18 protein-coding genes and 1 tRNA gene are annotated in these 18699 nt (G+C 55.5%); 15 read left to right on the top strand and 4 right to left on the bottom strand.

Annotated features, from left to right (window positions below; genetic code table 11):
* Positions 1-80: 80 nt before the first annotated feature.
* On the top strand, positions 81-1436 hold the full coding sequence (locus E3E30_RS06540; RefSeq protein ID WP_167728774.1) for an RsmB/NOP family class I SAM-dependent RNA methyltransferase: 1356 nt from the start codon (positions 81-83) through the stop codon (positions 1434-1436).
* Here the strand turns inward: E3E30_RS06540 and E3E30_RS06535 are convergent.
* Entirely contained in the window at positions 1433-2050 is a 618-nt protein-coding gene (locus tag E3E30_RS06535) for a TIGR00296 family protein (protein WP_167728773.1), read from the bottom strand. The genes E3E30_RS06540 and E3E30_RS06535 overlap by 4 nt on opposite strands.
* A 91-nt stretch (positions 2051-2141) precedes the next feature.
* On the opposite strand from E3E30_RS06535, the gene E3E30_RS06530 reads away from it, so the two are divergent.
* From E3E30_RS06530 to E3E30_RS06515, 4 genes are read left to right on the top strand one after another with little or no spacing between them, the layout of a single operon-like run.
* Positions 2142-2447, top strand: coding sequence for an MTH1187 family thiamine-binding protein (locus E3E30_RS06530; RefSeq protein WP_167729016.1), 306 nt, complete (start codon positions 2142-2144; stop codon positions 2445-2447).
* A complete protein-coding gene (locus E3E30_RS06525) occupies positions 2447-3613 on the top strand; it encodes a DUF373 family protein (protein WP_167728772.1) in 1167 nt (388 codons plus the stop codon). Before E3E30_RS06530 ends, E3E30_RS06525 begins: the two co-directional genes overlap by 1 nt.
* Entirely contained in the window at positions 3570-4634 is a 1065-nt protein-coding gene (locus E3E30_RS06520; protein WP_167728771.1) for a hypothetical protein, read from the top strand. Before E3E30_RS06525 ends, E3E30_RS06520 begins: the two co-directional genes overlap by 44 nt.
* 32 nt (positions 4635-4666) lie before the next feature.
* Positions 4667-5512, top strand: a complete 846-nt coding sequence (locus E3E30_RS06515) for a deoxyribonuclease IV (protein ID WP_167729015.1) — start codon at positions 4667-4669, stop codon at positions 5510-5512.
* On the opposite strand, the gene E3E30_RS06510 is transcribed toward E3E30_RS06515, so the two are convergent.
* A complete protein-coding gene (locus E3E30_RS06510) occupies positions 5509-7122 on the bottom strand; it encodes a radical SAM protein (RefSeq protein ID WP_240922543.1) in 1614 nt (537 codons plus the stop codon). The genes E3E30_RS06515 and E3E30_RS06510 overlap by 4 nt on opposite strands.
* 121 nt (positions 7123-7243) lie before the next feature.
* A complete protein-coding gene (locus tag E3E30_RS06505; RefSeq protein ID WP_167728770.1) occupies positions 7244-8293 on the bottom strand; it encodes a P1 family peptidase in 1050 nt (349 codons plus the stop codon).
* An 85-nt stretch (positions 8294-8378) separates the two neighbouring features.
* On the opposite strand from E3E30_RS06505, the gene E3E30_RS06500 reads away from it, so the two are divergent.
* The 3 genes from E3E30_RS06500 (at position 8379) to E3E30_RS06490 (ending at position 12449) form a co-directional block, all read left to right on the top strand.
* Positions 8379-10004 carry an iron ABC transporter permease gene (locus tag E3E30_RS06500; RefSeq protein ID WP_167728769.1) on the top strand — a complete coding sequence of 542 codons (1626 nt, stop codon included), beginning with the start codon at positions 8379-8381 and terminating at the stop codon, positions 10002-10004.
* Positions 9998-11002 carry an ABC transporter ATP-binding protein gene (locus E3E30_RS06495; RefSeq protein WP_167728768.1) on the top strand — a complete coding sequence of 335 codons (1005 nt, stop codon included), beginning with the start codon at positions 9998-10000 and terminating at the stop codon, positions 11000-11002. The genes E3E30_RS06500 and E3E30_RS06495 overlap by 7 nt, the downstream gene beginning before the upstream one ends.
* A 73-nt stretch (positions 11003-11075) precedes the next feature.
* On the top strand, positions 11076-12449 hold the full coding sequence (locus E3E30_RS06490; protein ID WP_167729013.1) for an NCS2 family permease: 1374 nt from the start codon (positions 11076-11078) through the stop codon (positions 12447-12449).
* A gap of 64 nt (positions 12450-12513) precedes the next feature.
* Here E3E30_RS06490 and E3E30_RS06485 read toward each other — a convergent pair whose 3' ends face one another.
* Positions 12514-12936 (bottom strand): metal-dependent transcriptional regulator, encoded by a 423-nt coding sequence (locus E3E30_RS06485; RefSeq protein ID WP_042692788.1) that lies wholly within the window; start codon positions 12934-12936, stop codon positions 12514-12516.
* 89 nt (positions 12937-13025) lie between these two features.
* Between E3E30_RS06485 and dph5 the strand changes: the two genes are divergently transcribed.
* The 7 genes from dph5 (at position 13026) to E3E30_RS06450 (ending at position 18697) form a co-directional block, all read left to right on the top strand.
* Positions 13026-13820 carry a diphthine synthase gene (gene dph5 / locus E3E30_RS06480; RefSeq protein ID WP_167729012.1) on the top strand — a complete coding sequence of 265 codons (795 nt, stop codon included), beginning with the start codon at positions 13026-13028 and terminating at the stop codon, positions 13818-13820.
* 40 nt (positions 13821-13860) lie between these two features.
* Positions 13861-13938: transfer RNA gene (locus E3E30_RS06475), tRNA-Val, on the top strand.
* A gap of 1173 nt (positions 13939-15111) precedes the next feature.
* Positions 15112-15879, top strand: coding sequence for a putative RNA uridine N3 methyltransferase (locus E3E30_RS06470; protein ID WP_167728767.1), 768 nt, complete (start codon positions 15112-15114; stop codon positions 15877-15879).
* A 1-nt stretch (position 15880) separates the two neighbouring features.
* The gene (locus tag E3E30_RS06465; protein ID WP_042692796.1) at positions 15881-16921 is read left to right on the top strand and encodes a 50S ribosomal protein L3; all 1041 of its coding nucleotides are present in this window, start codon (positions 15881-15883) and stop codon (positions 16919-16921) included.
* Between the two features lie 10 nt (positions 16922-16931).
* On the top strand, positions 16932-17699 hold the full coding sequence (rpl4p, locus tag E3E30_RS06460; RefSeq protein WP_167728766.1) for a 50S ribosomal protein L4: 768 nt from the start codon (positions 16932-16934) through the stop codon (positions 17697-17699).
* A gap of 6 nt (positions 17700-17705) precedes the next feature.
* On the top strand, positions 17706-17966 hold the full coding sequence (locus E3E30_RS06455) for a 50S ribosomal protein L23 (protein ID WP_042692801.1): 261 nt from the start codon (positions 17706-17708) through the stop codon (positions 17964-17966).
* Between the two features lie 11 nt (positions 17967-17977).
* Complete coding sequence (locus tag E3E30_RS06450) at positions 17978-18697, top strand: 50S ribosomal protein L2 (protein ID WP_042692804.1); 720 nt, start codon at positions 17978-17980, stop codon at positions 18695-18697.
* Positions 18698-18699 lie beyond the last annotated feature (2 nt).

Raw genomic sequence — 18699 nt, 5'->3', positions numbered from 1 at the left:
GCTCCCACCGGTGGGAGATTGCATTCAATCCTAATAAACCTCACCGCCACCTTTTTAAAGCGTCCCGTAAAGCCCCGAGCATGGAGCTGTTTTACAGGGTGAGCTTTCAGGAGGTCGTTGTGGACGCTTTGAGCTTAGTTGAGGAGCGCGAGCTCTCCTCCAAGCACGCCCTTGAGCGGGTCTTCCGGAAGGTTGCCGGAAGGGACAGGGAGAAGGCTCGCGGATTGGCTCATGCCTACGTCTTTGAGATTGAGAAGTGGAGGGCCAAGATAGATTTCATCATAAACTCCGTGCTGAAGGGCTCGAAGGTTGAAGACCTCGACCCCTATCTCGCCAATCTCCTCCGCATCGGGACGTTTGAAATCCACTTCCGGAAGGTTCCTCCCGCCATAGCTACCGACTCCGTCGTGAGGGTCGTCAAGGAGCGCTTTGATTTCAGCCGGGCGAAGTTCGTCAACGCGCTGATGCACTCGATAGAGAAGTTCGACGTGGAGAGGGCTTTGAAACGGCTCAAGGAGAGGGATAGAATTGAGTGGCTTTCTGTTCGCTTCTCCCACCCGCGCTGGTACGTTGAGTACGTGATAGAGCTTCTGGGCTACGACGAAGCTGTAAGGCTTCTCCTCAGCAACAACAGGCCTCAGAGGTACTACGTTCGCGCGAACACGCTCAAGACCGACGTAGATTCTCTCCGCGATTACCTTGAGGAAAACGGCGTGAGGACTGCCCTAACGCCAGTTCCGGACGTTCTAAAGGTTCTCGACTACAAGACGCCGGTGACGAGGCTCGACTGGTATAAAGAGGGGAAGTTCGTCATTCAGGATTTAGCGAGCGCTTACGTCGCCCACGTTCTCAACCCAGAGCCGGGCGAGAGGGTTCTAGATTTGGCCGCCGCCCCCGGTTCAAAAACCTTCCACGCCGCCGCGTTAATGGAGAACAAAGGCGAGATAGTCGCGGTGGACTACTCCTACGACAGGCTGATGCGCATGAAGGAGAAGATGAAGCTCCTAGGGATTAAGAACGTCAAGCTGGTTCACGCGGACGGGCAGAGCTTTAAGGACAAGGACAGGTTCGATAAGATAATCCTCGACGCCCCGTGCTCAAGCTCCGGAACCTACAGACAGTTCCCTGAAGTGAAGTGGCGCTTCGACGAGGGGAAAATCAAGCGCATAATAAGCGTTCAGAGGAACATGCTCCGCAACGCCTACGAGAACCTCCGTGATGGAGGAGAGATGACGTATTCGACGTGCTCGATTAGGGTTGACGAAGACGAGGAGAACGTCCTCTTCGCCGTCGAGAGGGTTGGACTGGAGCTTCTTCCTTACGATTTCAGCTGGGGCGATAGGGGCTTCCTCGAAATCGGCGATAAAGTCTTCCGCGCGTGGACGCACAGGCACGACTGCAACAGCTTCTTCATAGCGAAGATGAGAAAGGGTTAAATCACCGGCTTCCTCCTCACCGGTCCCCTCGGCCACTCCTCCTCGAAGATCTCAGCGGTGAAGCGGTAGACCTTTGTATCCGGGTCGAGCCAGCAGTCGGGCGGTAGGCCGGCCTTCCAGCAGGTCTGGGCCAGGAATTCTTCCTCGTCCCAGCCCCACTCTATCGGCACCTGCGGGAGCAGTAAGCCCGAGTAGATGCCCTTCTCGATTATCAGGCCGTCCCTGCCTACCTTTATCTTCCTCGGCCTCTCCTCGGGTGGGCCCTCTACCGGTTCAGGCGGGGTCAGGACGCTGACCTCGATGGTGAGCTCGTCGAGCTCCTCTGGTCTAACGGGCGGGAAGCGCGGGTCTTCCACGGCCGCGTGGATTGCCGCCTTTATCGTCGCCTCGACCAGCGGGTAAATCGGCAGGGGAAAGCCTATGCATCCCCGGAGCGCCATCTGAGGCGGGACGTTGTAGCGGTTGAGGGTCACGAAGACACCCATTTTCTCCCAGAGCTCCGGCGGTGTGTCCTCCGGAGGTTCGATGACCCTCCCGTTCCTCACGTACTCCTCGATGGCTCTCCTTGCGAGCCTAACTAAGAACTCACCCCACTCGTCCTTAATCCTGTACATGCTCTCACCCGTTAAACTTACTTCTCGTTAGTTTATTAACCTATCGCAACCCTTAAATTACTGCCGAGAAAGATTAAAGCGGGTGTCGAAGGTGGTCATCGTCGAGTTCGTGGTCGTTCCCCTCGGGGAGAAGAGCCTGAGCAGGTACGTCGCCGAGGTGATAAAGCTTTTAGAGAGGAAGGGCGTTAAATATCAGTTGACGCCGATGGCCACCATCATCGAGACAAAGACCGTTAGAGAGGCCTTCGATATAATCGAAGAGGCCCACGAGCTGATGTTCAAGCTCGGCGCGGAGAGGGTTTCCACAACGATAAGGATTGACGACAGGCGCGACAAGGAGAGGCACATGGAGGACAAGGTCAAATCCGTCCTCGAAAAGGTTGGAGAGGTGCGGTGATGAGGGTTCTCGTTCTGGCAATTGACCGCGATGACGACTTCGGCAAGAAGGCGGGCGTTAAGGGGCCGGTCATAGGGAGAGATGCCTGTATCGATGCCGCCCTGAAGCTCAGCCTCGCCGACCCGGAGGACAGCGACGCGAACGTCGTTTACGCGGCCGTTAAGCTGAGGGACGAACTTGAGGAGAAGGGTGAATTCGACGAGGTTGAGGTTGCGATAATAACCGGCCACCCGAAAGTTGGGCTAAAGAGCGATATGGAACTCGCGAGACAGCTTGAGGAAGTTCTCAAGGTCTTTCCGGCCGATGGAGTTATCCCAGTTACCGATGGGGCCGAAGACGAGCAGATTTTTCCGATTATCACCTCAAAGGTCCCAATCATAACCTCCCACCGCGTCGTCGTCAAGCAGAGCCCGAGCATCGAGACGACCTGGTATATCATCGTCAAGTACATGAAGGAAATCCTGAGCGACCCCGAGGTCGCGCGCGTTGTCTTCGGCATTCCTGGTCTGATGGCCTTACTCTACGGAATAGCCAAGCTCGTCGGTGTGTGGTATCCCGAGAGTGAGAAGATAGTTTCAACGGTGATTTGGGGGACTGTCCTTCTCATAATCGGCGGGATATTCTTCACCAAGGGCTTCAACTTCAGCTTAGGTCACCTTTTGGCGTCCCTCAGGAAGGCAGTCGTTGAGCAGTTCGTCGTTGTCCTCTCCTTCGTTGCGGGAATACTCGTCATAGCGAGCGGTGCAATCAACGCCTACCTGAACCTTGAGAGCTATTCGCTCAAACTAATCGGCAGTTATCCGGGAACGTCGCTCCTGGCGACTCTGATTTACCTCAACGCCCTTGCGGGCTCGATTGCCCTGGGAATCGCGGTTATGATGGCCGGAAGGGTAATCCAGGCCTACCTCAAGAGGGACCACCACATCTGGTACTACGCGTCTGCCCTTCTCATGACGCCGGCCCTCTGGGTGACTATTGACCTTACCACCCGCTACGCCCTCGCGATACTGACGATTTCGGACATAGATGTCTTCCAGAAACTGCTCTTCGCGATTGCCGACGTTGCGCTCGCCGTCGTGGTTGGTGTTTACCTCCGTGGAAAAGTTAAAGGATGGATGAAGGTTGAGACTGGAGGAAGCGATACGGGAGTACGAGCTAAGGCGTGAAGAAGGCCTGAAAAAGGCCGAAAAACTCAGGAAGAAGTACAATAAGTGGCTTGGCAAGAAGAAAAAGGAACTTCTCAAGGCCGTTGGGAAGCTGGAAAAGGCCAAACCCCCAAAGAACGTGGATGAGAGGCTCCTCCAGATAGTTGAAGCCGACCGGAGGAACTACGTAAGTGCGATGAGACACGCCGTTGAGGGAATTCAGACCATCGATGACCTCGGAAAGCGTCTTCCAGACCTTGCGAAAGTCCACGTCGACTACGGGAAGCACGTTATGATTCTCTTCGAGAAAGAGGTCTACGCAGTCAATTCCCTTCTCAAAGAGCTCAGTGAAGGTTATACTGAGTTCAGAGCAGAACTTGAGGGAACTATTCCGCCCGAGATTGACGTCGTGGAGAAGCTTGAGGAGCTCAGAAAGGCTCAGCGTGAATTCCAGGCCAAGAGGGATGCGCTTTCAAGACTCGCCCACGAACTCGAAGAGGAGAGGAAAAAACTCGAGTCCCTTCTCTCATCGGAGGAGTTCACGAGAGTTGAGAAAGAGGCTCGTGAAGTTTCTTCTAAGATTCGTTCAATCGAGCTTGAACTCCGTTCGAAGGTCTCAAAGCTCCAGAAACCGCTTAAGAGGATGCGCCTCGGCGGAATAGCCGATGAGGTTGCCCGAGACAGCGGGGTTGCAATTGAGAGGCCCAAAGAGTTCCTGTCCCTCCTCGTCAACGTCTACCCGAGACTTGAGGGAAAAGCCAAAAAATCGGCGGAGTGGCTACTCGAAAACCTTGAGGGCAAGCTGTCCGAGCTGAGTGAACTTCGTAGGGAACTGAAAGGGCTTGAGGCACAGCGGGAAGAGCTCCTGAGAAGCGTTAAGCCCGTTCAGGATGAACTCCTTGCCATAGAACGGGAGCTGTCCCTGCTGGCGGACGACGTTAAGAAACTCGAGAGAAAACTTCTGAGAATCGAGGCCGAGCTCAAGGAGGAGTTGAAGAAGCTGGAGGACTACCTTGGGGAGAAGGTGGAGGTAAGTTTTTAAGTTAGGCTTCCCTAATCAAACCGGTGGGAGAGATGTTCAAAGTAGACAGGTTGCGTTTCGGAACCGCTGGGATACCGCTCTCAACGCCGAAGCGCTCAACGATAGACGGCATAATCCACGTGAGGAACCTCGGGTTAGATGCGATGGAGCTGGAGTTTGTCAGGGGCGTCAACCTCAAGCCAGAACTCGCGAAGAAAATCAAGTACGTCGCTAAAAAGCACGACGTCCTGCTCACGGCGCACGCTCCTTACTACATCAACCTCAACGCGAGCGAGAAGGCAAAGGTCGAGGCGAGCAAAAAGAGGATAATCCAGAGCGCCGAGAGGCTTTACGACGCCGGCGGCTGGAGCGTCGTCTTTCACGCCGGTTATTACCTCAAGCAGGACCCTGCGAAGGTCTACAACAGAATCAGGGACGCGCTGAAGGAGATTGAGAGGGAACTCCTGGACAGGGGCGTCAAGGTCTGGCTCAGGCCCGAGCTGACCGGAAAGCCGACCCAGTTCGGCGACCTTAAGGAGATAGTGAAGCTCAGCGAGGAGCTTGAGACGGTTCTTCCGACGATAGACTTCGCGCACGCCCACGCGAGGAACCGGGGCAAATGCAACTCCGTTGAGGAATGGCGCGAGATGCTGGCCTTTATCGAGGACAGGCTTGGCAGAGAGGCCTTAGACAACATGCACATTCACATGAGCGGTATCGAGTACACTGAGAAGGGGGAGAAGAGGCACCTCCCGCTCCAGGAGAGTGACATGAACTGGGAGGACCTGCTCAGGGTTCTAAAGGAGTTCCGCGTCAAGGGCGTCGTCATAAGCGAGAGCCCCAACATCGAGGAGGACGCGCTCCTGATGAAGAAGAAGTACGAGGAGATAAGGGTTTAGTAAGCCTCGGCGAAGCTTGGCTGGTCGTACCATCTGTGTTCATCCACATCCACGTGCAAATCGAGTGGCTCTAGGGGTTTAACTTCGTAGCCCCTCTTCTTACCCCATTTCTCTATCTGCCTGAGGACGGCTCTCACGCCAAGGCGTGCAAGGGGGTAGAAGGGAATCAGGAAGGGATTTCCGCGGAGCAACTGCGGCAGTCCCCTAACGACTTCCTTTCCGAGGTGCTTCCATGCGTAGTAGAGGTGCAGGAACTGGCCGTAGGTTATCATGTCCTCGATGCGGTAGAACTCCTGGTCCTTTAGGAGTCCCATTGGCACGAAGGCGAGGGGCGTGACGGTAAAGTGGGCCCTGTTGCCGAGTTTGGTCTCGAGCTCCCTCTCCATCGTGATTATTAGCCTGGCGGTTTCTATTTCATACTCGTCGGTGTCACCGGGCAGACCGAGTATCGTGGTGTACGCCGGGAACCAGTAGTTCTTGTTGAATACGTAAGTTCCGTTGAGCAGAACCCACGGCCACTCCTCCGGCGAGAACGGCTTCATCTTGTTGTTCATGTACTTTCCAATGAGCTCCGGCGCCGCGGTCTCGAAACCTACCTGTATTCCAATCCAGTGGTTTGGACCGGCGTCAACGATGCCCGAGATAACCTCTATCATGCCGGGTGCGGCCAGCGCCGCCGCAACGGTTCCGTGGGTGGGGTTCACGTTCCCCGTGTACTTCCTGGCGGTCTCAAAGAGCTCAACGACCGCATCGACGTTGGGGTAGAAGGTTTTCCTGTCCTCGACCCTGTAGAGGAAAATATCCTCACTGTGGAGCCATGCGTGGTCTATCCCTGCCCTGACGTTGAGCTTTATTTCCTCCTCGATTCTCTCAAGCGGCATAAAGCGGGCGACCCTTAGGTTTGGCTCGCAAAAGCGGCAGCCCCTTCCACAGCCCCGCATGACCTCAACGAGCCCCTTATAGGAGGGGGCGACTATCGTTGGAATCTGCTCAACCCTCGGCCATCCCTTAACCATCACGGTCTCGTCAGCCGTTCCAGATTCTATCTCCCGAAAGAGCTCTCCGGCGATGTGGTCAACCTCTCCGATGACAACGTGGTCTATTCCGAGCCTCTCGCGCTCTTCCCTCCTGAACTCCAGCTGCCACGCGCCCGGGCCCCCGACGACGAGCTTGAAATCGAGGCCCCTCCTTTCCCTGACCGCGTTTATCCTCTCCACGAGCTCCCTGAACTTGACGCTGGTGTAGTTCTTCCACTGTCCCCCGTTGGTGAACATCATGCTCACTGGACCGAGACCAAGGGGGTCCATCTCGTAGAGCGCCACTACGGTGGTATCCGCTCCTATGAACTTCTCGACCTTCCGCGGGTGGGCAACTACGACCTCGCTCCGCTTAAACCCGTCCCGAAGGAGCGCTGCCTCAACCTTCCTGAGGCCGTAGGGGGCCTGCGTTAGAACGCCGTCCCTGTCAGGGAGCTGGGAGTCCATCACCCTGAAGACCCATTTGGGGAGTTTGTCGTAGGGAGCACAGCCCAGAAAGTCGAGCAGTGGGACGTCGTGGTATGTGCTCGTCAGAGTCTCGTCGGCCGTTAACACTATCCGCGTCAAGTTCATCACCCCCGATTATGAAGAAAAAATTGCATATTTAAGAATTTCTATCTTCCGTTGTTTTTATAGTGCCAACTTAAAATATTCCAATAAGCAACTACTAAAAAGTGTAAGAAAAACCACAAACTCACTGGGTGCTTCTCTCGAGCCTCCCGTACCTTTCCATTATCTCGAGCAGTTTCTCGACCGGCAGAGCGTACCTCACGTGGCCGTTGCCCTCGACGGTTTTCGCTTGGAGGAGGGCGTTGATTATGGCTTCTTCCGTCGCCTCAGCCGTTGCCTTGAAGAGTCTGCTGAGGGAGTTGTCCGGCAGGAAACTTATCGGGTGTGGTTCTTTGTCGAAGGGAACGGTTTGAGCGGTCGAGAAAGCTAAGACGACGTCGCCACTGCCGTGGTAGGCGTAGCCACCGGTTCTCGCGAGGCCAACAACTGCCCTCTTCGCGAGCCTCTTCAGTTGCCTCGCCGTTAGCGGAGCGTCCGTTGCAACGACCATCGAGATGCTACCCTTACCAGAGGTTCCCCTTCCAGGGTAGTCCTTCAGCTCGAGGCCAACCGGAACTCCAGCTATGGTCAGGTCCTCCCGTTTTCCGAAGTTCGCAAGGACGAGCGAGGCAACGGTGTACTCTTCACCACCTATCTCGACGACCCGTGAAGACGAGCCTATTCCTCCTTTGAACTCGAAGGCGCTCATTCCGGTTCCCGCTCCAACGGCACCTTCCTCGAAGTCCAGCGAGGCGTTTTTGAGGGCCTCGAAGTAGTGCTCCTCCTTAACTGCCATTTTCCTGACGTTGTTGAGGTAAGCGTCATTGCACTCCATGACGACCGGGGAAACGCTCTTTAAATCGGGGTTCAGCTCAATCATATGCTTCACCATCGCGCTCGCAACCGTGTAGACGCTCAGCGTGTTCGTCAGAGCTACCGGAGTCTCGATGTAGCCGAGCTCGTCAACCTGAACGAAGCCTATCGGCTTGGAGAAGCCGTTCATGACGAAGGTCGAGGCGAAGAGCCTCTCTTTGTAGGGGTTCTTGACCGGTGGCAGAAGAACCGTCACGCCAGTTCTCACGTCTTCTCCCTCGATGAGCGTCGCGTGGCCGACTTTAACGCCCAAATCTGCTATCGAGTTTCTCTTCCCGTGTTCGTAAACGCCGATTTTGATTCCCAGCTCGGGGGCCTTCATGGTATCACCGGTGAATAGATATCACACTGGATTTAACAAACTTGCCCAATCAACGCTTATAAAGAGGCAAAACCGAGTTTTGGCCATGAGGTTTAGGGCCGGCTACGTTGTCCTTGTCATCCCGCTGGCGTTCCTGCTGGTCTTCTTCTACCTGCCTATGGTGGATATTCTAAGGCTGGGCCTCTGGGATAACGGTCCAACGCTCAAGTTCCTCTCGGCAGTCCTCGGCAACTCCTACCACCGGTGGGTTATACGCTTTACAATCGGCCAGGCGCTCGCCTCGACCGCTCTTACGCTCCTCATTGGCCTCCCCGGGGCGTACATATTCGCCAAGTACGACTTTCCGGGCAAGAGGGTAATCCGGGCCATTCTGACGGTTCCCTTCGTAATGCCCGGAATAATGGTTGCCCTTGGCTTCATCCTGCTCTTCGGAAAGGACGGTTTCATAGCCCACCTAATCGGACGCGACCTGAGGATAATCTACACGTGGAAGGCCATACTCCTCGCCCACGCCTTTTACAACTTCCCGATAGTGGTTAGGATGGTCTCGTCGCTCTGGCAACGCGTTAATCCCCACTACGAGGAGATGGCCAGGACGCTCGGGGCGCGGGGTTTCAGGCTTTTCTGGAAGGTGACCCTGCCCCTAATTTCGCCCGCAATCTTTGCCTCCGCAATGCTCACCTTCGTCTTCTGCTTCCTGAGCTTCTCAATCCCTCTAATCCTCGGTGGCTACCGCTACGTGACCATGGAGGTGGACATCTTCTCGACCGTCATGACCCTCCTTGACTTCCGGACCGGCTCCGCTCTGGCGGTGATTCAGATAACGCTGAGCGCCCTCTTCATGTACCTCTACCTCCGTTCCCTCGATGCCTACTCGAAAAGGGAGGAGCAGAGGGTTCTTCAAAGACCTCAGAAGCTTGGTCCGAGGGATTTCCTCAGCATCAAGGGGCTGGGCGTGGTCCTGTATTCGGTTCTCGTGTTCGTATTCATCGTCGCCCCCCTGCTGGCAATAGTTTACGACTCCCTTCTCTTCAACGGTCACCTAAGCCTTGAGAACTACCGCAGGGTCTTCTCGCCGGAGTACAACCCGATGTTCGGCGTCTCGACCCTCGGTGCGATAAAGAACTCCCTCCTCTTCGGCTTCACGACCGTTGTAATCTCGATTCTCGTCGCGCTCCCGCTCGCTTATCTCCTGAACCGCTGGGACTTCCGGGGAAAGCGCGTTCTCGACGTTCTCGTCATGCTACCCCTTGCGAGTTCCCCAGTAACGGTCGCGCTCGGCTACATAATGGTCTTCCAGTCAACACCCCTCTACTACACCTTCTGGATTGTGGCTATAGCCCACTCCATCATAGCCTACCCCTTCGTCTTCCGCTCCCTATCAACAGGACTTGCCAAGATAAAGCGGAACCTGCGCGAGGCCGCCTTGACGCTTGGGGCCAACGAGTGGAAGGCCTTCCTGAGGGTGGAACTGCCACTGGCCCTTGGAAGCCTCATCGTCGGGGCAATCTTCGCCTTCGCGATGAGCATAGCCGAGCTGGGAGCGACCTACATGCTCGCCCCGCCGGAGTACACCACGATAAGCCTCGCCGTTTACAAGTTCCTTGGCGCGAGGCACTTCGGGAGCGCTTCTGCCCTCTCGGTCATCCTGATGGTTGTGTCGGCAATAGGATTCCTAATAATAGAAAAGGTCGGTGAGGAGGTATGGTGAGCGTTGAGCTCAGGAACGTAAGCAAGCGTTGGGACGGCTTTGAGCTTCGCGTTGACCTCTCTGTGAAGGACGGCGAGTTCCTGACGTTGCTTGGCCCGAGTGGCTGTGGAAAAACGACGACGCTGAGGATTATAGCGGGCCTTGAAAAGCCAGACGGGGGGAGGGTTCTCTTTGGCGGTAACGACGTTACAGACCTTGAGCCCAACGAGAGGAACATCGGCATAGTCTTTCAGGACTACGCGCTCTTTCCCCACATGACGGTCTTCAAGAACATCGCCTTCGGACTGGAGATGAGGAAGCTCCCGAGGGGAGAGATAGAAAGAAGAGTTAAGTGGGCACTCGAACTCGTTGGCCTCTCCGGCCTCGAAAACCGCTATCCCGAGCAGTTGAGTGGAGGACAGCAACAGCGCGTCGCCCTCGCGAGGGCTCTTGTTATTGAGCCGGAAGTTCTGCTCCTGGACGAGCCCCTCAGCAACCTCGACGCGAAGATAAGGGAGCGCCTCCGCTCCGAGATAAGGCGGATTCAGCGCGAGCTCGGGATAACGACGGTCTACGTCACCCACGACCAGGAGGAAGCGATGGCGGTTAGCGATAGGATAGCGGTTATGAACGTCGGAAGAATCGAACAGATTGGGGAGCCACTTGAGCTCTACTACAAACCCAGGACGGAGTTCGTGGCGCGCTTCCTCGGGACGAGCAACATCCTTGAGCTCGAAGCTGAGAACGGCGTGGCGAGGCTTGGAAACCTTGAGTTCTCGGTTGGTGTTGATGGGAAAGTTAAGGTGTTCTTCAGGCCTGAAAGTGTGTTGATAACGGAGGGTGAAGATGCCACTGTTACCGGTTACGAGCTTCTTCCGGGGAGGATGAGGCTTTATCTTGACGTTGGGGGCCATACCATCATAGCGGAGCGCCCACTGCCGGATTTGCCCTTTGAGCCAAACCGCGTTCCTCCACGAGTGGGCATATTAGTAAGGTCTTTCTCCCTCCTCAGTTTATAACAGGTTTATGTCAAAAAAAGTTTTATAAATCCGTTTTATCGCCGTTTCTATGTCAACCAATGGAGGGACGCTTATGGAGTGGTTTGAGCGGTACTTTGAGTTTGACAAGTATGGAACCAATATGAAGACCGAAGTCCTCGCTGGAATAACGACGTTCCTCACGATGGCGTACATTCTCTTTGTCAACCCGCAGATACTCAGCGCGGCGATGGGAAAGGAGGCATTTGACTCGCTCGTTGCCGTTACTGCCCTTTCAGCGGGTTTCACAACGATTCTCATGGGCATCTACGCCAAGAAGCCATTCGCCCTCGCGCCGGGAATGGGTCTTAACGCCTACTTTGCCTACACGGTAGCCCCCAAATACGGCTGGAAGGTCGCCCTCGCAGCGGTCTTCGTTGAGGGTCTAATCTTCATCGCGCTCACCCTTACCAAGGTCAGGAGTGCGGTAATCCACGCCATCCCAAGGAGCCAGAAGTACGCCATCGGTGCTGGAATTGGTCTGTTCCTGACGCTCATTGGCCTGAACGACGTTGGCCTGCTCTCCGCACAGGTTGAGGGTGCCAAGGACGCCGTTATTCCCCTCGGAAAGACCGTTCTCCTGAGCGGAACCCTCAAATTCACAGGGTTGAATACGGATGTTCTGTTATCAAAACAGATACTGCTCTTCGTTTTTGGAGTCCTCCTCACTGGAATCCTCATCGCGAGGCGCGTGAAGGGGGCCCTTCTCATATCGATACTCACCACAAGTGTCCTCGGTTGGATTACCGGCGCCGCTCCCTGGCCTGAGAAGCTGTTCTCTACACCAACGATAAGCTACACCTTTATGCAGATGGACCTTCACGGCCTCCTCAGCGCTGGTGCCCTTGGGGTTGTCTTCGCTTTCTTCATGGTTGACTTCTTCGACACCCTTGGAACCGTCACCGGTTTGAGCGCCAAGGCCGGCTTCCTGACTAGGGATGGAAGGGTTCCCGATGCCGAGAAGGTTCTCCTCACGGACGCGATAGGAACGACCTTCGGTGCCGTCCTCGGAACGTCAACGGTCACCACTTACATTGAGAGTGCCGCGGGAATCGAGGAGGGCGGAAGGACGGGAATGACTGCCCTCGTTACTGGATTCCTCTTCCTCGCAATCGGTCTCTTCATCGCTCCCCTCGCCGGTGCGATACCGGCCTTTGCAACCGCCCCAGCGCTCGTCATAGTCGGCTACTACATGCTCAGCGCCCTCAAGGAGGTTGACTTCAGCGACCACACTGAGGCCCTTCCGGCTTTCCTAGTGCTCATCACGATACCCTACACCTACTCCATAGCCGACGGAATCGGTGCTGGCTTCATAAGCTACACCGTCCTCAAGGTCTTCAGCGGCCGCTGGAAGGAAGTCCACCCGCTCATGTACGCCCTTGCGGCCGTCTTCGCGGTTTACTTCGCCTACCTTGGCGGTCTCTTCTGACTTCTTTCCTTTATCCTGCAGAACGAAACGAGGAACAGGAAGACGGAATCAGAAAGAACCTTATTCACTCCTCCAGTTTCTCCTTCAAGAACTGCTTGAGAACGTAGGGGCACTGCTCCTGGATGAACTTAGCAAACTCCTTCATCCTCTTGACGGTTACCTCGCTGACGTAGTGCTCGAACTGGCAGGCGTCGTGCTCCGCTATCTCCGGTGGGATGCCGAGTATGTCAACGAAGAACTTTGTCAGGAAGACATGCTTCGAGTAAGTCTCTTCGGCTATCTTCCTTCCCGCGTCGGTTAGGAGAATCCTGTCGTACTTCTCGTACTCGACGAGACCCTTCTCGGCGAGCTTTTTGAGGGCATCAACGACGCTCGGGGGCTTGACGTTCATTATCTTGGCTATGTCCTTAACCCTGATTACACCCTTGTTCTTGTGAAGGATGTACATAGCCTCCAGGTACTCCTCCTCCCTCTTGCTGACCTGCACGGCCCTCACCGGGTTAGGTTCGCCAAAAACCTTTAAGTAGTTTTCCCAAAACTTAAAAGTTTTAGGGAAATCCGGTATCGGTGGTGAGAATGGCGCTCTACTTCATAGGCCTCGGACTCTACGATGAGAAGGACATAACGCTCAAGGGTCTCGAAACGGCCAGGAAGTGCGAGAAGGTCTTCGCGGAGTTCTACACATCGCTCCTCGCGGGAACGACGATAGACAAAGTGGAAGAGCTCATAGGTAAGCCAATAGTCAGGCTGAGCAGGGAGGACGTTGAGCTCAACTTCGAGAAAATCGTCCTCCCGGAGGCAAAGGAGAAGGACGTCGCGTTTCTTACCGCTGGAGACCCGATGGTGGCGACGACGCACTCCGACCTGAGAATCCGGGCGAAGAAGGCCGGCGTTGAGAGCTACGTGATTCACGCCCCGAGCATCTACTCCGCGGTGGCCGTAACCGGACTCCAGATTTACAAGTTCGGGAAGAGCACCACCGTTGCCTATCCTGAGAAGAACTGGTTCCCGACGAGCCACTACGACGTAATCAGGGAAAACCGGGAGCGCGGTCTTCACACGCTCCTCTTCCTCGACATAAAGGCCGAGCAGAACCGCTACATGACGGCGAACGAGGCGATGGAGATACTCTTACAGGTAGAGGAGATGAAGAAAGAAGGAGTCTTCACGCCCGAAACCCTTGTCGTGGTTCTGGCAAGGGCCGGCTCGCTGAACCCGACGATAAAGGCCGGCTACGTTAAGGACATGATTAACGAAGACTTTGGAAGGCAACCCCACGTTCTTATAGTTCCAGGAAGGCTCCACATTGTCGAGGCGGAGTACTTGGTCGAGTTCGCGGGTGCACCTGAGGAGATTTTGAAGGAGGTTTAGCGAAAGCTTTATATTTTTGCCCGCTCTCCATACTCCGGGCGGGCCCGTGGTCTAGTCTGGTTATGACGCCGCCCTCACGAGGCGGAGGTCCGGGGTTCGAAGCCCCGCGGGCCCACCAGTTACAAACTTCGCCTGCGCGAAGTTTGACCAAGGTTCGTGATTCCACTAAGGGGCAATTCTAAGGAGTTTGCACTCTCAAATGGCAGTATTCTCAGAGAATTCTCTTTAAGAGAGTCCTTTGGGAGGGGTTTCTCTAAGAGGCGCTCCTTCGGAGCGCAAGAAAAAAAGCAAACCCGCGTGAGAAAGCTTCACAAAAGATAGGAATTCGCATTTTACACGAGTCTACTAAAAGTGCAAACATCCAAAAAGAAGCCCCTGATGAAGGAATCACAAACTTTGATGAAACTTTGCCCAGCAAAGTTTCTTTGGTGAAGCTTTTTCCAAAAGCTTCAGCGCTGGCGGAAGGTTAAGTGCATTTCTGAAAGTGCAGGTTTCCGAAGGGGTTTCTGTCAAATTTGCTTCATTTCCAAGAGTTTCACTCTGAGAAGGCGCCCTTCGGGCGCCGATGGTAAGTTGAAACTATCTCTAAGGAGTTTTGTTGTAGTGTTAAACCCTTTATGGACTTGCTCTTTGTTAGTGCACGACTGTTTTTTGCCCTTTGGTGAGAAGGGCACTCTTTTCGCCAGCCTTTGTTAAAGGCTGTTGTAAAGCTTGTTCGCCTGCGCGACGTCGAGCTCTGCTCGACGCGAGGGACGATAGTCCCGCAGAGTTTGACCAAGGTTCGTAGCTCCTTCTAAGAGTTGAGTTTTGAGTGATTTTTCTTTCTAACTGGCCGTTTTGAGTATGGGAACTCTCCCAACTTGCTCTTCGATTGGAGGTTTACCTTTAAATCGACGCCCGAAGGGCGTCAGAGAAGAGCGAACCCCTTTGTGAAGGCTGTTTCAGAGGGTTCTCCTTTGAGAGTACGTGATTTTGTGAGCAAAATCTTTGTCAGCTGAGTCCTTAGGTGAGAGCTACAAACTTTGATGAAACTTTGCAAAGCAAAGTTTGGGGGTGTGGGGGCGTTAGCCCCCCGGAGGTTTGGAAGAAAACGGGGTTGTGGGGCGAAGCCCCACTCCGGGGGTTTGAGAGTACAGAGAGATAAGGGGGCGGAGCCCCCTTGTCTTTCGTTTGCAAAAAAATTACACACATCCAACCCCGAAAAAGGGTTGCAGGGTTCGAAAGTCTTTTAAATAGTCTCCATAAGCTCCCTTCAGCGCGTTGGGGTTAGGGAGGACAGTGGGGGCGAAATATGGCCTGGCACGTCTTCATTCCCGATTCCCTCCTTGAGGAAACCGACGACCCAAAAATCCGGACGTACAAGGTTGGGCAGGTTGCGAGGGCCTGCGCAATCTTCGGCGTCGAGCACATCTGGATTTACAGGGCAGGCGGAAGGGACGGGAAGTTCATAAAAACGGTCCTTGAGTACATGGAAACACCGCAGTACCTCAGAAAGAGGCTGTTTCCCCTGATGCCCGAGCTCCGATATGTGGGCGTCGTCCCCCCGCTCAGGACGCCACATCACAAGCTCAAGGGAAAACCAAAGGTCGGAGAAATCCGCGAGGGCTACGCCTTCCGGAAGGGGAGGAAAATCTACGCGGACATAGGGCTCGACGAGCTGGCGCTCGTTGAGGGGAACGTCGAAGGCAGGGCAACGTTCAGAATCGTGTCAACGAGGCCCCTCAAGGTCGTCCCGGCGAAGCCAACTGAATACTGGGGGTACAAAGTCCACCTGAGCGGGAAGCCCCTGGCGAAAACACTTAAAAAGGCTCACCTGGATTTGGCAATCGCGACCTCAAGGAAGGGTCGCGACGTGAGAAAGGTCAACCTTCCCCCGCTCGAAGGGGAGGTTGGTATCGCCTTTGGCTCGCCGAGGAAGGGCGTCATGGAGCTCCTCGGCGGCGAGTACGAGTTCGACTTCGTGCTCAACACGATTCCAAATCAGAAAACTAAAACCGTCCGCACCGAGGAGGCGCTCCTCGCCACGCTGGCGATATTCAATCTCATGAGGAGGGATTGAGATGGGAAAGGTTCACAGACCAAGGAGAGGTTCACTCGCCTTCAGCCCAAGGAAAAGGGCTAGGAGTGTAGTCCCGAGAATCAAGAAGTGGCCAAAGGACAGTGAGGTCAGGATGCTGGGCTTTGCTGGCTACAAGGCCGGAATGACCCACATCCTCATGATAGACGACAGCCCCGGGCTCACCAAGGGCAAGGAGATATTCGTGCCCGTGACCATAGTTGAGGTTCCGCCTCTCTTCGTCTACGGAATCAGGGCCTACAAGCAGGGCTACCTTGGCCTTGAGACCGCCACCGAAGTTTGGTTCCACGAGCTCAACGACAACGTCAAGAGGCGCATAAAGACCCTGCCGAAGAACTACGACGAGGAGGCCTTCAAGGCCAAGCTCGGTCAGCTTGAGGACCTCGTCAACGACGGCGAGATTGTCGACGTCAGGCTTCTCGTCCACACCCAGCCCTGGCTCATCAAGCTCAAGAAGAAGCCGGAGGTTATGGAGTACGCCATCGGTGGCGACGACGTCAAGGCCAAGTTCGACTACGCCAAGGAGAAGATAGGCAAGGAGCTCCGCGCCAGTGAGGTTCTCCACGAGGGAGAGCTTCTCGACGTCATAGCGGTCACCAAGGGTAAGGGAACCCAGGGCCCGGTCAAGCGCTGGGGAATCAAGGTCCAGTTCCACAAGGCCCAGAGGGCTGGAAAGGGCAGGCACGTTGGAAACCTCGGTCCATGGCACCCGGCTCGCGTCATGTGGACCGTCCCGCAGGCCGGTCAGATGGGCTTCCACCACAGGACAGAGTTCAACAAGAGGCTCATCGCCATAGGCGAGAACGGAAAGCTCGTGCTCGACGGCAACGAGATTGAGATAACCCCGAAGGGTGGCTTCCCGCACTACGGAATCGTCAGGAGCGACTTCCTCATGATTGAGGGTAGCGTTCCGGGTTCGTTCAAGAGGATAATCAGGGTTAGGCCCGCTATAAGGCCGCCCAAGAAGAAGCCGCCCGTTGAGAGGCCCCAGATAACCTACGTCAGTAGGGAGTCCAAGCAGTGAGGTGAGATAAATGAAGGTTAAGGTCTTCAACCTCGAAGGCGAGCCCGTTGAGGAGATAGAGCTCCCCAAGGTGTTCAGCACTCCCTTCAGGCCCGACCTCATCAGGAGAGCTGTCATCGCTTCCTGGACCCACAGGATACAGCCCCAGGGAAGGGACCCGCTCGCTGGAAAGAGAAGGGTCACCGAGAACATCGGTAAGGGCCACGGTATGGCGAGGGTCGAGAGGATAAAGACCCCGCCGAGGTTCGCAGCTTTCGTCCCCTTCGCTCGCGGTGGAAGGAGAACCCACCCGCCGAAGGTCGAGAAGATAATCTGGGAGGACATCAACAAGAAGGAGCGCAGGCTTGCCATAATGAGCGCCATAGCCGCAACCGCCAACCCTGACCTCGTGAAGGCGAGGGGACACGTCACCGACAACGTTCCGGCCTTCCCGCTCGTCGTCGTTGACGACCTTGAGAAGGTCTTCAAGACCGCCCAGACCAGGGAGATATTCAAGAAGCTCGGCGTCTGGGACGACATTGAGAGGGCCAAGAGGAACACCAAGATAAGGGCCGGTAAGGGTAAGATGCGCGGAAGGCGCTACAAGAAGGCCAAGGGCCCGCTCATCGTCGTGGCTAAGAACGAGGGAATCGTCCAGGGAGCGAGGAACCACCCGGGCGTTGACGTCGTTACCGTTGACAACCTCGGCGTTGAGCTTCTCGCGCCCGGAACTCACCCTGGAAGGCTTACCATCTGGACTAAGGGCGCTATAGAGAGGCTTAGGAAAATCTACGGGTGATGAGAGATGGACCCCTATAAGGTTATCATAAGACCGCTCGTTACCGAAAAGGCCGTTTCGCTCATAGAGAGGGAGAACAAGCTCACCTTCATAGTGGACAGAAGAGCTACCAAGGCCGACATCAAGAGGGCCGTGGAAGAGATGTTCAACGTCAAGGTCGAGAAGGTCAACACCCTCATCACCATGAGGGGCGAGAAGAAGGCCTACGTCAAGCTCAAGCCCGAATACGACGCGAGTGAGATTGCCGCAAGGTTGGGATTGTTCTGAGGTGATGTGAGATGGGAAAGAGTCTCATACAGCAGAGGAGGGGTAAGGGAACCACAACCTTCCGCGCTCCTTCCCACAGGTACAGGGGCGCCGTTAAGTACGTTCCTCTCAACGTCGTGAAGGAGAAGACCCTCAGGGGAGTCGTTGAGGAAATCCTCCACGACCCTGGAAGGACTGCTCCCGTCGCTCGCGTTAAGTTCGAGGACGGAACCAAGAAGCTCATCCTCGCCCCCGAAGGCGTTCTCGTCGGCCAGGAGGTCTACATCGGACCCGAGGCTCCGATAGCGATAGGCAACACCCTCCCGCTCGCCAAGATACCGGAGGGAACCTACGTTTACAACATCGAGGGCGTTCCGGGCGACGGCGGAAAGTACGTCAGGGCTGGAGGAACCTACGCCCTCGTCGTCAGCAGGGAGAAGGACAAGGTCATCGTCCAGCTCCCGAGCGGTGAGCTCAAGCAGTTCAAGCCCGAGTGCAGAGCTACTATCGGTGTCGTTGCAGGCGGTGGAAGGCTTGAGAAGCCAATAGTCAAGGCCGGTAAGGCCTACTACATCGCCAAAGCTCGCAACAGGTTCTGGCCCAAGCCGAGAGGTGTCAAGATGAACGCCGTCAACCACCCGCACGGTGGTAAGGAGCACCACATCGGCAGGCCCTCGACCGTTTCGAGGCGCGCTCCGCCCGGAAGGAAGGTCGGTCACATAGCCGCGAGAAGAACCGGTAGGAGGAAGTGAAG

The organism is Thermococcus sp. 9N3 (genome assembly GCF_012027685.1).
Classification (GTDB): domain Archaea; phylum Methanobacteriota_B; class Thermococci; order Thermococcales; family Thermococcaceae; genus Thermococcus; species Thermococcus nautili.
This window is presented reverse-complemented; position numbering and strand designations above follow the sequence as displayed.